Source organism: Chitinophaga sp., from assembly GCF_036569185.1.
In the GTDB taxonomy this organism is placed as follows: Bacteria; Bacteroidota; Bacteroidia; order Chitinophagales; family Chitinophagaceae; genus Chitinophaga.
Genome location: NZ_DATCRD010000282.1, coordinates 1 through 14,329, shown reverse-complemented (window position 1 = coordinate 14,329; position 14,329 = coordinate 1). Strand labels below are relative to the sequence as shown.

Here is a 14,329-nt window from a genome sequence, read left to right as displayed (position 1 = left end):
GATTTTGATTACCGCCCTGATCCCCGCCATTCCATACGTTTCGGAGCCATTTCCACGATGCATAATTTCAAGCCGGGAAACTCGGTGTTTGAAGATAAAGACAGCCACGTTACTCCACTGGATACGCTGGCGGAATCGCTGAAAGTAACCGGGCTGGAATTATCGTTATACGCAGAAGATAATTGGCAGATCAGGTCTGACCTTTATGCAAGCATCGGTTTGCATGCATCGGGATTCCTGGTGGAGGGACGCTCTTACTTTTCGCTACAACCCAGGCTGGGACTGCGTTACCTGCTGCCACGCAGCTGGGCTGTAAAGGCGGCATACACGCATATGAACCAGTATATTCATTTACTTTCCAGCAATGGTACCTCGCTGCCTACTGATATATGGGTGCCATCCACGCAGAACGTGGCGCCTATGTTCTCGAAACAGGTGGCTGCCGGGGTGGCAAAAACAACTGCTAACGGGAAGTATGAATTTTCACTGGAGGGATATTTCAAATCCATGCACAACATGATTGAAAGTAAGGAGAGCAATAACATTCTTGCGCCTGTTGAAACGCGATGGGATGAAAATGTAACAGTGGGTAAAGGCTGGAGTTATGGTGCGGAACTGATGCTGCAGAAAAAGAAAGGAAGTACTACAGGATGGGTGGGCTATACGCTGGCCTGGTCTACCCGCCGGTTCCCCGGTATAAACAACGGCGAAATTTATCCTTACAGATACGATACCCGTCACGATATTGAAGTGGTACTGGTGCAACAGCTGGGGCCGCATTGGGAGCTCTCCGCCTCCTGGCATTTTAACAGCGGGCTGCCGTTTACCTTGCCGGTGTCTACTTATGCCGGTACGGAAGGTGCTTCGCCCTGGGAACCGGGGACCGGTAATACAGGTATCGACCGGTACGATAACTGGAACAATTACCGCGGGGCAGCTATACACCGCCTGGATATGGGCATTACATGGAGCAGGCAGAAAAAGCGGTGGAGCAGGAGCTGGAACCTGAGCGTGTTTAATGTGTACAACCGGAAGAATCCATATTACTATTATATCAGTGCAGATCCTGTGCAGCAGCAACGTTATTTATCTAAAGTAACTATCCTGCCCATATTGCCCAGTATCACTTATGCGATTAAGTTTTAAAGAGATGTGTATGAAATATTTTTTCGTAGGTGCGATCGGGTTAGCCATGCTATTGAGTGCATGTGAAAAAAGAGAAGAGATCAGTTTGCCTTATGAGGGCGATAAAATTGTGGTGAACACGCTGATACAACCGGATAGTGTAGTGTATATCCGGGTAACACGCAGCGTGCCTTCCAGCGTATATGATGATGCAGGGTATAAAGATATTTCCGGCGCCGCTGTAACCCTTACATCCGGCGATGGAGCTGTATGGCCCCTGCAAACACAGGTGATAAAGGGGCTTTCGTATTATGTATCCGACCGGAAAGCAGTGCTGGGACAGCAATACAAAGTAGCCGTAACGGCGCCGGACCTGCAGGCAGTAACGGGCATGGATACACTGCCGCCGGCGCCATTGGCCTACAATGCCGGCGCACAGCGCAGCAGCAGCCGGGTGCAGTTTACCTTGAAAGACCATCCCGCTTCGGCAGATTATTACCGGGTGAGGATTTATATGACAGATGCAGCCACCGGGCAGGGAGCATTCCTGCTGTTCAGGCTGGATCCGGCCTTCAATAACAACCTGGCCGACTTCTTCACCAAAGGAAATTACAACAGCCTTGTCATGAATGATGAGCGCTTTAACGGGAAACAGGTCACCTTTGTTCTGCAAACAGCAGAGCCAATCATGAATGCCGGTGAAATAACAGTGGAAGTAAGCGCGCTCACCTATAGCACTTACCAGTATTTCCATACACTCCTGGCGCAACGGGAATCCGGCAACGTGATTACCGGTTCGCCTGTAAGAGTATTCAGTAATGTTACAAATGGTTATGGTATTGTAGGAGGCATTAACACCAGGAAGATGGTGTTCAAAATAGAGTAACAACCGGTTTAAAAGAAAGCTACATTCTTTCAATGATATTGATAAATAAGATAATATCATAGTAAAGCGCTTCTTTTTATACAGAAACGGGTATGCTTTAAGCGTTTTGTCCCCTTATATTAATACTTCGCTATATTTTTGTTACCCCGTTTTTTCTTTTAAAAACCTCCCTATTTTTAGGTTATATATTTTTGTATGCCTGAACAATTCCCCGTTGATCTTATTCATCGGCTACGTACTGGTGATTTTAAACTATTTGAGCTGATTTTCAATACTTACTGGGAAGAACTGTATGCCTATGCCGCTAAAGTAACAGGTAGTGAAGAAGATGCGCGCGATATCATACAGGATTTGTTCACCAGTATCTGGGAGCGCCGGCAGCAGCTGGAGCTGCATACCCATATCCGTTATTACCTGTTTAGCGCAGTAAGAAAGCAGATCCTCCGTAAATTCCGCGACGACGGATTAAAGGAAAAGCACCTGGAAAAATTTGTTACCCATAGCGAGCTACGCTCAGAGCTTACCCTTAATACCCTGATCCATAAAGATATCCTGAACCAGCTGCAGCAGGACCTTCAGCATTTACCTGAAAAAGAAAGACAGGTATTTGAATGGTACCATTTTGATGAGCTGAGCATCCGGGAAATAGCCATGATGCATGGTACTGCCGAGCAAACGGTACGTAACCAGCTGGGAAACGCCTATAAGAAGGCCCGCCCGCTGCTGAACCGCCTGTTAATGTTCCTCTGATCTTTCTCTCCGTGTTACCATAATGTTAAGCCGTTAATCCCAATAGTTAAAAAGGGTGGTTTGTGCAACCTAGTCATAAAACGCCACACCTTGATCCGATCAAAAATAAATGCACTCATCAGCAAATACCTGGATAGCAAAGCTACCCCGGAAGAGGAGCAATTGCTTGCCAGCTGGCTGGATGTACTGGCAGAAGATGCCGGTCCGGGGAAAGAGCAGGATGCACGCAGCAGGGAACAGCTGCGCCGCAGCATTTTAAAGGTCATAAAAGAGCGGACGGGTCAAGCTGCCACCGTATATCCCCTGTGGAAGAAAATAGCCGTTGCTGCGGCTGTATTGCTTGTAATGGGCATAGGTGGCTGGTGGCTGATGAATAACCGGGCGGCGCAAAAAATAGCCTGGCTGGAACTGCGTACCGCCATCGGGGAAAAGAAAATGCTGCTGTTGCCCGACAGTAGCCGGATCTGGCTGGGCGCCAATGCTGTGCTGAAGTATCCCGATCATTTTGCGGGCAACCGGCAGGTGCAGCTCGTATCAGGGGAAGCCTTCTTTGATATTGTAACATCTCAGGATCATCCTTTCAGCGTTATCACCGACAGCTTACAGGTGCTGGTGCTGGGCACGTCATTCCATATCAGGGCCTATCCCCGGCAGTTGCTGGAAATAGGCGTGAGCACAGGGAAAGTGAGCGTCAGCAAAGGAGGGCAGGTAATGGGCGTGTTAACCGCCAATCAGCTGTTACAGGTTAGCAGGCGTAACTATACTTTCTCACAGTTATCGGTATCCCCGCCGGATACCAATGGCTGGAAGCAGGATAAAATTGTGTTCGATAATATGCCGGTGGCAGATGTGTTAATGTTACTGGAGAATTATTATCCGGTGAAGTTCCACGTTAAAAGGCCAGTTGACAGGCAAATCAGCGGATCGCTCAATATGCACTTAACGATTACGCAGATCATAAATGTACTGGAAGATCTTACGGATCATCAGCTGAAAATAACACCTGCCGGCGCAGGAAATTATACTATAGACCAATAAATATTTATTCCCTGAACTGAAATTAAAACATCCGTTTATGAATGTACGTAGTACTCACTTGCGTACAAGGAGCTCTGTGAAACAGATTTTTCTTGTAGCGCTTATGCTGTCGCTATGCGGTAGCGTCATGTCCCAGCAGAAAACGGCCATTGTACAGGAACTGCACATCAATGCAGGTCCGCTTGCAGATGCGCTGAAATTGCTGCAGCAACAAAGCGGCGCTGATATTGTGTACGACGCAGCTTTGTTAAAGAACCTGTTGGTAAAAACACAGGATTTCCGCTCACAGCCAATAGAAGAAGTGTTGCGCGCATTGCTGAAAGGCAGCGGCTTCCAGTTCTCTGCTACAGAAGGCGTATACATCATTAAAAAAGAAAAGAATAAAACCACCATTACCGGTAAGGTATCTGACGAAGAAACCGGTGCGGGCCTGCCCGGTGTAAGCGTACTGGTAAAAGGAAATACGCAGGGCAGCATTACTGATCCCAATGGCGCCTTTTCCGTGCAGGCAGATAATACCGGCGACACGTTGTTGTTTACTTCCCTGGGTTATAAATCTACCCGTATAATTTTAAACGGGCAGCAACGGGTGGCGGTGAAACTGAAATCAGATGCCAGCCTGTTAAGCAGCGTGGTAGTAGTAGGTTATGGTTCTACAACCAAAGGCGATCTTACCGGCGCGGTATCTCATGTGGGCGCCGAGAATTTTAACACCGGCGTATTCAGCTCACCCGAGCAGCTGCTGCAGGGAAAAGTACCGGGCCTTAATATTACCCGCAGCGGTGATCCTAATGCCACGCCGGCGGTGATCCTGCGTGGTCCTTCTACATTCCGTGAAGGAGAGGCGCAACAGCCTTTCTATGTAATTGATGGGGTACCTGGCGCCAATATCCAATTGGTATCGCCTTCAGACATTGTATCGATGGATGTGTTGAAAGATGCAGCATCCACGGCTATTTACGGGGCCCGTGCTGCCAATGGTGTGATCATGATCACCACCCGCCGTGCAAAGCCCGGCCAGAGCTGGATCAGTTATAATGCCTATGTAGCCAGTGAGCATATTTCCAATTCCATCGACATGATGTCGAGCAGCGAGCTTACCAAATACCTGCAGGACAACGGAAAAACGATCACACCTGCATACGATGATAAAGCCAATAACAACTGGCAGAAGCTGGTAACCCGCAATGGTTTGTCGCACAGCCACAATATCTCTTTCGGGGGCGGCAACGAGAAAACAGTATTCGACGGAAGCGTGAACTACCTGCAGAATAATGGTATCATGAAAACGTCGTCACTGGAACGGCTAAACGTAAGAGCCAACCTGGAACAACGTGCCTTCAACGACCTGTTGAAACTGAACCTGTCTATCAGCAACAGTTTAAGCACGCAAAACCAGATCCCTGAACTGGTGTTCATGAACATGCTGAACTATATGCCTACCGTAAATATCTTTAACCCCGACGGCACGTATAAAGAGGATTTTTCCCGTACCCGCAACTACCTGAACCCGGTATCGCTGATAGATAATAACAGCGACCGTACCAAAAACAAGATCATGCTGGGCAATGCCCGCGCTGAACTGAAACTGCTGCCTGGATTGCGTTATACCCTGAACGTATCTATGCAGGATGAACAGATCAACCGCGATATTTATAATAACCGCGCCTCCGGCCTGGCGCAGGGCGTTAAAGGAAGAGCTACCCGTAGCGCCTATACGAATTCAAGGAAAGTGCTGGAAACCTATTTCAACTACGACCAGCTCATGGGCAAACATGACCTCCGCTTACTGGCCGGTTACTCCTGGCAGGAAGACCGTCGTGGCGACGGGTTCCAGACCTCCAACCAGGGATTTGTATCAGACGCCACGCAAGGCGATAACCTCGGGCTGGGAAGCCCGGTGGATGGATTCCTGCCCAATTTCGGCACTACCCGTATACAAACACTGCGCTTCATCTCTTTCTATGCAAGGGCTAATTACCAGTTCAATGAAAAATACCTGCTCACCGCTTCGGTAAGAAGGGACGGCTCTTCTGCCTTTGGCGCCAATAACCGCTGGGGCTATTTTCCCGCCATATCAGGCGCCTGGAAAATCAATAAGGAAAGCTTCCTCTCCGGTGTTTCCTGGGTAGATGACCTGAAACTTCGTGCAGGCTATGGCGTTACAGGTAACTCCCTGGGATTTGATCCGCTGATTGCCATTCTCCGCTATGACATCACCGGTAAATTCTATAACGATGGAAAACTGATCAATGGAATCGGCCCGGTACAGAATGATAACCCCGACCTGAAGTGGGAACGTACCGGTATGGCGAATATCGGGATCGACTTCAGCACGCTGAAAGGACGGTTGGGCTTATCGTTAGATGTTTATGACAAGCGCACCACCGATCTGATCTATTCCTACAACGTGCCTACTACCCAGTATTTTGTTCCTACCATGCTGGCCAATGTAGGATCTATGAGTAATAAAGGCATTGAGCTCCAGGTGAATGCAGTACCGGTGAAAACCGCGCATTTTACATGGACTTCTTCCGCCAATATTGCGCATAATAAAAACAGGGTATTATCCCTTTCCAATGATATCTTCTCTGTAAAATATCTCGAAACTGCGGAACTGGGCGGTCGTGGACAATCAGGTAATAAATCACAACGGGTGGAAGCCGGTTATGCGCTGGGCTCATTCTACCTGTGGCAATACCTCGGTAAAAATGCCGATGGATTATCACAATACCAGGGCTCCAAAGGAAATGTGATCACCGATCCCGCATCCACCGACCGTGTATACAGCGGAGACGCACAACCTGCTTTCAGTTACGGCTGGAGCAACAGTTTTACCTGGCGTAATTTTGATGCCAACATCTTTTTACGCGGCGTATCCGGCAACAAGATCCTGAACGCTACCCTGGCCAACCTGAATGCTCCCAACGAAGCGGGAAGCATCAATATCCCGCAGTATTCACAGGGTGAATCACCTAATGATACCAAAGCCTCTTTTATTTCTTCCCGCTTCCTGGAAAACGGTTCTTACCTGCGGCTCGATAATGCTACAGTAGGTTACAGTATTCCAATGGAAAACAAGTATATCCGCAAACTGCGTTTATACGTTACCGGTAATAACCTTTTCGTAATTACGAAGTATTCGGGCATTGATCCGGAAATCAATATGGGCGGGCTTACACCGGGAATTGATAACAGCAATTTTTATCCAAAGACCCGTTCCTTCCTCTTTGGCTTAAATGCAACATTCTAAAAAATGACGGTTAAAAACAGCTACATGAAAAACATTTTTATTACCGGAATAACAATCGGCTTTACATTACTTTCAGCATGTACCAAGCTGGATGTGGATGTGGAATCCGAATACATAAAGGAAAATTTTCCTACCACAGCAGATGCATTCATCTCCGCCTCCGGACCTATTTATACGCAACTTAGCAGCAGTTATGCGGTGGATTACTGGCGGATGCAGGAGCTTTCTACTGATGAAGCGATTATCCCCGCACGCGGTGGTAACTATGTGGATGGCGGTGTGTATATGCAGCTGCACAGGCACTCCTGGACACAGGACCACATCACCGTAAAAAATGTGTGGCAATGGGCTTTTGGCGGCGTGAACACCTGCAACCGTATCATCGCGCTTTTTGAAAAGGCGCCCGACAGCGATTCCAAGCCCCGCGCTATAGCAGAAGCGAAGGCAATGCGGGCGCTGTATTATTTCTACCTGATGGACCTGTACGCCAAAGTGCCCATCATTACTACCTTTGGAGATCCTACGCCACCGGAACAATCTACCCGTGAGCAGGTATTTAATTTTATAGAGAAAGAACTGAAAGATGTATTGCCGCTGCTGAGAACTGAAACAGGCCAGGTGACTTATTCCAAGCCTACCAAATGGTTCGCTTTTGCACTGCTGGAAAAGTTATATCTTAATTCTGTTGTGTACACCGGCAAGCCCAGGTACGTTGAAACTGTGGCTATGGCAGACAGTATCCTGGTAAGTAAGAAGTATACGCTGGATGCCGATTATGCCAGCATTTTTATGCCGGATAACGGTCCGAAAATCACTGAAACCATTTTTGCCATTCCATATGATGGGAACGTGATCAAGGGCAACCAGTTCTCCCGCTTTGGTTTGCATCCTAACCTGGTGGTAAAATATTCCCTGCCGTTCCGCCCCAGCATTGCCATGAGCACCATTGGTTCCTTCTATGAAAAATTCAATTTAACCGGTGATGTACGCAATAATACCTGGCTGGAAGGGCCACAGTTTAATCCAGACGGGTCGCCAATTATGATTAGCACTACTAACAAAGGGTTGAACGATAAATACACCGGGGCTGAACCGGATAAGAAGATCAGCTGGCAACTTTCCTTTTCAAAGGAGATGGTGCTGCGGGTGGATTCCTCTATGGATATCGGCAATGATGAACTGGCCAAGGCGGCCGGTGTAAGATCCATCAAATATTATCCTGATAAAAACACGGAGCCTTCTGAACGTAACTCCAATAATGATGTGCCCGTTTTCAGGCTGGCAGATGTGCTGCTGATGAAAGCAGAAGCCATCCTGAGAGGCGCTGCAGCCACGGCTGTAAATGGAGAAATGCAGGATGCCGATGTACTGGTAAACAAGATCCGTACCCGTGCGCATGCCCCTCAGGTAAGCGGTATCAGCCTCAATGGCCTGCTGGAAGAGCGCGCCCGGGAAATGGCCTGGGAAGCATGGCGCAGAAATGATATGATCCGTTTCGGCGCGTTTGAAGGCACCTGGGGCTTTAAGAAAGATGCCAATACCCTGCACCGCATTTATCCTATTCCAGTGGATGAAATAACGCTGAACCCCAGGCTGGTGCAGAATGCGGGGTATTAAAGCCGCCTTCGGCGGGGAAATTGTCTTGGAACACTGATTACGCTGATTTTACTGATTAGTTTGATTTTTGTTTTTAGATTTTTTTTAAGGGAGATATATGCGGATAGGTGCGCATATATCTCCCTTAATTATTTAAAAAAATCAAGCTAATCAGTAAAATCAGCGTAATCAGTGTTCCAAGACAATTTAAATCGCCGAAGGCGATTTTCCCGTTTGCGTAAGTCGTTTTCCTGATCCGATCATTCTACCCCGGTTTCCTGCTATATTTTTGTGAGATGTAAATAATACCCCGGAGTTATTAGCTGTATATAGTTTATGCATCCGTTGTTTGCCACCTCCATTAAAGAGGTAAAGAGTGATGAATTAAGTCCTGACAGCGGCCCTGAACCGGCCGCTGGAGGCACAAACCCATAGCCCATGTGTAATTACCAGACATTATACCACGGCGCCGCAGGATACGTGATCCGCTGCCCGCATTGCAAAGGTATCCAGTTAGCTTTTGGTACAACGGTTGTTAACCTTGATATCACCGAGTTTGAATGTTTCAAAAGAATGGTCGCCCGGTTATCGGATGATCACTATCATGCAGCAGAAAATGAAAAGATGATTTGTTTGCCCCTGCCGGCCGATCATGTAATGATGCTGGTAACTCCCGCTGAAATAACAGCGCTGGCAAATATAACAGCAGAAGCACAGGCATTGATTGATGCGTACGATATCCTGGAAACCTCCTCCGGGTGCGAGTCTGCCGGCTAATGGTGAAGGCCTCAGCCTTCCTGTTGAAAGCGGTTTCCCCTGTTTAAGGTGGGGTTGCCTAGTAAGAGCGCCGTGGGTGGCGACATTATTTCCGTGGTGAACAGTACCGGTACAGCCGGGGCTGTTCACCAATTATTTTTTCCCTGTTAATTCGTAAATTCATAAAACAAGTTATCACCTTAACATGTTTTAGAGTTATGGACGTAAAGGATTATTATAAGATACTGGGAGTAGAAAAAACAGCAACAGCTGAACAGATTAAGAAAGCCTACCGTAAACTGGCGGTAAAATATCACCCCGATAAGAATCCCGGTGATAAAGCCGCTGAAGATAAATTCAAAGAGATCAATGAAGCCTATGAAGTGCTGAGCGATGCCGAGAAGCGGAAAAAATATGACCAGTTCGGGGAGAATTATAAGTATTATGAGCAGCATGGAGGCCGGCCGGAAGATTATGACTGGTCGCAGTTCGGCGGTGGAGGCGGACAGCGCCGCACTTATTCCTATGGCAGTGGCAATATGGATGATATGTTTGGAGGCGCCGGGGAAGGCAACTTCTCCGATTTCTTTGAACAGCTTTTTGGCAGCAGGTTTTCAGGAGGCGGTGGCCGCCGGCAGCAACAAGGGCCTGGCAGGGGCCGTGATGTACAGGCAACCATGGAAGTATCCCTGGAAGATGCATATACCGGCGCCACCCGGCAGGTGGAAGTAGGGGGCAGCAGGCTCAATATCAAGCTGAAACCCGGGTTGTACGAAGGCCAGGTGATCCGCTTAAAAGGAAAAGGGAACCCGGGCCGTAAAGGCGGTGAAAACGGCGACCTGCTCATTACCATTCAACTGGCAGCAAATCCGCAGTATGAACTGAAAGGAAAAGATATTTATACAGATTTGGCAGTGCCTTTGTATACAGCTGTACTGGGAGGCAAGTTAACCGTAAATACACCGGGCGCATCCCTGAATATGAATATACCGGCAGGAACAGACAGTGGTAAGGTTTTCCGTTTAAAAGGCAAAGGGATGCCTGCTTACGACAACAGCGGAACGGCAGGAGATCTATACATCAAGGCAGTTGTACATATTCCATCGAAGCTTTCCGACAAGGAAAAAGAATTGTTTCAGCAACTTTCACAATTAAATGAGAATGGCCATGCTTAAACTTTTTGATTATCTGGAAGAAGTGATTTCCACCGAAAGAATCTCACAACTTAATAATCCACGCCTGCTGTATACCGCCAGCGAAATTATGCAGGAATTGGGATACGGACAATCCGGTATGGAACAGGAACCGCTGGACAGGGCTATGCATGCCTGTGCGGCATTGAACATACCGGTGGATTATAACTTCAAAAAAGTATACTGTTTCAGGGATGGTGAGCTTACCACCGACTGGCAGCTGTCTGAACTGGCTACCTACCTGTTCATGATCAATTGCAACCCGCTGAATCCTTTTGTGGCGAAAGCCCAGCTGATATTTATGATGAAAGACCGGGTATGAGGGACATCAACCGGACAGGCATCCTCATAGTGGTGATAATGGGCACCACTATGGCCGGGATCGACTCCAGCATCGTTAATATATCCCTTCCCGTTATGAGTAAGCAGTTTAACTGTACGCTCGACGAAATTGAATGGGTAATTACCGTATACATGCTCAGCTTTTCCGTATTGATGCCGCTTACCAACTGGCTGAAAAACAGGATCGGCTTTTTTAATCTCTATATTGGCGCCATTTCCCTTTTTACCTTAGGATCTTTAATGTGCGCCTTATCCACCAGCCTGGATTCCCTGCTTTCTGCCCGCGTGGTGCAGGCATTGGGAGGCGGGGCCATGGCGCCCACTTCCATGGCCATCATTTCCTATGTATTCCCCGCCAGGGTGCGTGGTACCGTGCTGGGATGGTGGGGCCTCGGCAACCTGGTAGGCCCGGCCATAGGCCCAACGCTCGGAGGAATACTCACTGAAAAATTCGGCTGGCCCTCTATATTTTATATTAATCTTCCTATCGGGATACTTACAGTGGCGCTGGCCTTCCGTTACCTGGGCATACTGCGGAAGCAACCCCGGTTGAAACTGCCTTTTGACCTTACCGGTTTTGTGGCCCTTACCATTTTCCTGGTTTGCCTGCAATATGGGGTGGCGCGGGCGGAAGTAATCGGTATCACTTCCCCCGGGATACTGGCTACGCTAGGCGTGGCAGTAATAGCGCTTGCTTTTTTTATCTGGATAGACAAACACAAAAAAGAGCCGATCATTAACCTCGGTCTGTTTGCCAATTACTCTTTTGTGAGTTGTATCCTCGTTACTATATCGCGGGCTGCTGCATTGTTTGGCGGGTTATTTCTCATGCCCTTCCTGTTGCAGGAGCAGATGGGTTTTTCGGAAGGTATGTCTGGCTTGCTGATATTGCCTAATTCCGTTTTTATGGCTGCTATGATGCCTTTTGCAGGCCGCTGGTCCGATAAACATGGCTCCCGGGAAATATCCATGTTGGGGATTGCCCTGCTGGCAGTATCCATGTACCTGTTTGCCTTGCTGGATAAAGGAAGCAGTCTTACCGCGGTGATCATTGCCATGACGGTGAGGGGATTTGGTATGGGGCTTTTACTTGCCCCGCTGAATGCCGCCACATTGAGCGCCGTACGCCCAAGCGAAGTAACCATGGCTTCTTCTGTCAGCACTTTGATGCAGCAGGTAGGCGGGGCTATTGGCATTGCAGTACTGGCCATTGTTACCCAGGCGGCCTATAATAAACATGTGCTGGCGGGCCAGGAAGGCCATTATGCGCATCATCTTGCCCTGAAGCAGGGTTTTCATATTTCCCTTTTTATACTGCTGATAACCCTGATCCCGGCATGGTTCCTGCCCCGCAGGAATGTAGTGTTGAAAGATACGGACGCGCATATTGATACCTGATACTTTTAGTGCATGATTATTGGTGGAGATAGGTTAACTTTTCCGGCGCTTATGGCAATAAATGGTAAGAAGCATATATTGATGATCGATGATGATGAAGATGACTTTTTCCTTGTAAACTCTTTATTACAGGACATTTCACCCGATCAATACGTACTGCAGTGGGTCTCTTCCTACAAAGAAGGCCTGCTGGCAATTGAAACCCGGGCGCATGATCTTTACCTGGTGGATTATCGCCTTGGCGCCTACACAGGTATTGATGTGTTGCATCATTTCCGCAACCTGGGATATAAAGCCCCCGTTATTTTATTCACCGGCAAAGGCGATTACCTGATAGATAAGGAAGCTATGCAGGCAGGTGCTTCTGATTACCTGGTTAAAAGCGAGATCAATGCCGCCTTGCTGGAAAGGGCCATCCGTTACACGCTCGATAAATTCAGCCATCTGCAGACGATTGAAAAAAGCGAGAAACGGTATTTCAGCATCTTCGAAAAATCCAACGATCTTATTCTCCTGGCCGACTGTGAACATAAGATAGTAGCCGCCAACCCGGCTGCGCTTAACGTGTTGAAGTATGAGGAAGCGGAGCTGTATAACAGCCATCTCCAGGGCCTGTTTGCAGATCAGGGGGTTATCGGCGATTTCCTGGACCAGCTTTGCAGCAAAGAAGGAGTAGTGCAAAGGGAATATGTATTCCGCAGTAAGTCCGGGCAACAGCTGGATGTAATGATCAATGCCTCATTGCTGGATGAGAAGAAACAATTATACCTGTGCATCATCCAGGATATTACAGCCCGTAAACGGAAAGAAAGGGAAAAGCAGCAACAGGAAAAATTTGTAATCACCGGGCGCATTGCCCGGCTCATAGCGCATGAAGTGCGCAACCCGCTCACCAATATCCTGCTGGCGGTTTCCCAGCTGAAAACAGAACCGGTCGCCGAAACAGAAGATGCCGCGCTATACCTGGATATCATGGAGCGCAACTGTCATCGCATCAACCAGCTGGTAACAGAATTACTCCAGTCCACACGCATGTCTGAGCTGAATATGGTACCCCTCGGATTGAACGCGCTGGTGGAAAAGGCGCTTGATCTTGCGGCAGACAGGCTGCAGCTGAATGCTATTGCAGTGAATAAGGAAATGGGTGAGCCGGATTGTATGATCCTGGCAGATGAAGACAAGATCCTCATCGCTTTTCTGAATATCATCATCAATGGTATTGAGGCCATGAAAGCCGGGGAAGGAAAGCTCGATATCAAAACATGGCAGGATACTGAAAAAGTGTTTGTTCGTATAACCGATAACGGTAGTGGTATTTCTCCGCAGAACCTGGCGAAGCTGTTTGAGCCATTTTTTACCAATAAAACAAAAGGAACAGGACTTGGGTTAACGGCTACCCAGAATATTATACTCCAGCACAAGGGCACTATTGCAGTGGATAGCGAATTGGGAGAAGGAACCAGTTTCCTGATGAGTTTCCCGATAGCGGGAACGAACGAAAGCCAGTAATGTTGCAGCCGGCAAATATCGTGAAGTATCTGCCGGCTGCTGCTGTTTATATATCTTCTTCTTCCGATTTAATACCTGTTTGCGTAAATACGATCTTCCGTTGTTTGTACAGGCTGCCAATGGTCATTTTGAATGTTTTTTTGCTCATACCAAAAAATTCCTGGATCTCTTCCGGGGAGGATTTATCATGGTAAGGGAGGTATCCATTGTTTTCCTGCAGCAGGCGGAGAATTTTCCCTGATTCGTCTTCCACCTTGTTAAACCCGGGTTTCCCGGCAATCACATCTATTTTATTGTCTTTGATCTGGCGGATAAAGCCAGTTAATTTTTCGCCTATTTCTACAGGCCGGAACAGATCACTGTGGTGCAGTATACCTGTATGCTGGTTGTTAATGATCACTACATAACCGATATCGGTACGGCGGTATACCACCATGTTCACCTGGTCTTTTTCCTGTACGGTGAGATTTTCATTGCTGCGGT

General features: G+C 47.9%; 11 protein-coding genes and 1 pseudogene. 11 read left to right on the top strand and 1 reads right to left on the bottom strand.

Features of this window, described 5'->3' with window-relative positions; genetic code table 11:
- The 11 genes from VIM72_RS21935 to VIM72_RS21885 all read left to right on the top strand — a co-directional run.
- Nucleotides 1-1,146, top strand: a 1,146-nt coding sequence (locus VIM72_RS21935) for a TonB-dependent receptor (protein WP_332004966.1), incomplete at its 5' end; no start/stop codon positions are given.
- Nucleotides 1,147-1,156: 10 nt separating this feature from the next.
- The gene (locus VIM72_RS21930; protein WP_332004965.1) at nt 1,157-2,011 is read left to right on the top strand and encodes a DUF4249 domain-containing protein; all 855 of its coding nucleotides are present in this window, start codon (nt 1,157-1,159) and stop codon (nt 2,009-2,011) included.
- A 195-nt stretch (nt 2,012-2,206) separates the two neighbouring features.
- Complete coding sequence (locus tag VIM72_RS21925; RefSeq protein WP_332004964.1) at nt 2,207-2,761, top strand: RNA polymerase sigma-70 factor; 555 nt, start codon at nt 2,207-2,209, stop codon at nt 2,759-2,761.
- Between the two features lie 90 nt (nt 2,762-2,851).
- Nucleotides 2,852-3,799: a FecR family protein gene (locus VIM72_RS21920; RefSeq protein WP_332004963.1), complete on the top strand. Its 948-nt coding sequence runs from the start codon at nt 2,852-2,854 to the stop codon at nt 3,797-3,799.
- 76 nt (nt 3,800-3,875) lie between these two features.
- A complete protein-coding gene (locus VIM72_RS21915; RefSeq protein ID WP_332004962.1) occupies nt 3,876-7,052 on the top strand; it encodes a SusC/RagA family TonB-linked outer membrane protein in 3,177 nt (1,058 codons plus the stop codon).
- 24 nt (nt 7,053-7,076) lie between these two features.
- Nucleotides 7,077-8,669 (top strand): RagB/SusD family nutrient uptake outer membrane protein, encoded by a 1,593-nt coding sequence (locus tag VIM72_RS21910; protein ID WP_332004961.1) that lies wholly within the window; start codon nt 7,077-7,079, stop codon nt 8,667-8,669.
- A 417-nt stretch (nt 8,670-9,086) separates the two neighbouring features.
- Nucleotides 9,087-9,425 carry a DUF6686 family protein gene (locus VIM72_RS21905; protein WP_332004960.1) on the top strand — a complete coding sequence of 113 codons (339 nt, stop codon included), beginning with the start codon at nt 9,087-9,089 and terminating at the stop codon, nt 9,423-9,425.
- A 197-nt stretch (nt 9,426-9,622) separates the two neighbouring features.
- On the top strand, nt 9,623-10,579 hold the full coding sequence (locus VIM72_RS21900) for a J domain-containing protein (protein WP_332004959.1): 957 nt from the start codon (nt 9,623-9,625) through the stop codon (nt 10,577-10,579).
- Complete coding sequence (locus VIM72_RS21895; RefSeq protein ID WP_142683904.1) at nt 10,572-10,919, top strand: damage-inducible protein D; 348 nt, start codon at nt 10,572-10,574, stop codon at nt 10,917-10,919. The genes VIM72_RS21900 and VIM72_RS21895 overlap by 8 nt, the downstream gene beginning before the upstream one ends.
- Nucleotides 10,916-12,337, top strand: coding sequence for a DHA2 family efflux MFS transporter permease subunit (locus VIM72_RS21890; RefSeq protein ID WP_332004958.1), 1,422 nt, complete (start codon nt 10,916-10,918; stop codon nt 12,335-12,337). The genes VIM72_RS21895 and VIM72_RS21890 overlap by 4 nt, the downstream gene beginning before the upstream one ends.
- A gap of 51 nt (nt 12,338-12,388) precedes the next feature.
- Nucleotides 12,389-13,846 carry a hybrid sensor histidine kinase/response regulator gene (locus tag VIM72_RS21885; protein ID WP_332004957.1) on the top strand — a complete coding sequence of 486 codons (1,458 nt, stop codon included), beginning with the start codon at nt 12,389-12,391 and terminating at the stop codon, nt 13,844-13,846.
- A gap of 46 nt (nt 13,847-13,892) precedes the next feature.
- Here VIM72_RS21885 and VIM72_RS21880 read toward each other — a convergent pair.
- A pseudogene (locus tag VIM72_RS21880) lies at nt 13,893-14,329 on the bottom strand (RNA-binding protein); the annotation flags it as partial.

Bases quoted from the DNA above. Each gene is read 5' to 3' on its own strand.
- VIM72_RS21930 (WP_332004965.1), top strand. From the start codon at position 1,157: ATGAAATATTTTTTCGTAGGTGCGATCGGGTTAGCCATGCTATTGAGT.
- VIM72_RS21890 (WP_332004958.1), top strand. From the start codon at position 10,916: ATGAGGGACATCAACCGGACAGGCATCCTCATAGTGGTGATAATGGGC.
- VIM72_RS21925 (WP_332004964.1), top strand. From the start codon at position 2,207: ATGCCTGAACAATTCCCCGTTGATCTTATTCATCGGCTACGTACTGGT.
- VIM72_RS21910 (WP_332004961.1), top strand. From the start codon at position 7,077: ATGAAAAACATTTTTATTACCGGAATAACAATCGGCTTTACATTACTT.
- VIM72_RS21900 (WP_332004959.1), top strand. From the start codon at position 9,623: ATGGACGTAAAGGATTATTATAAGATACTGGGAGTAGAAAAAACAGCA.
- VIM72_RS21885 (WP_332004957.1), top strand. From the start codon at position 12,389: ATGGCAATAAATGGTAAGAAGCATATATTGATGATCGATGATGATGAA.
- VIM72_RS21895 (WP_142683904.1), top strand. From the start codon at position 10,572: ATGCTTAAACTTTTTGATTATCTGGAAGAAGTGATTTCCACCGAAAGA.
- VIM72_RS21905 (WP_332004960.1), top strand. From the start codon at position 9,087: ATGTGTAATTACCAGACATTATACCACGGCGCCGCAGGATACGTGATC.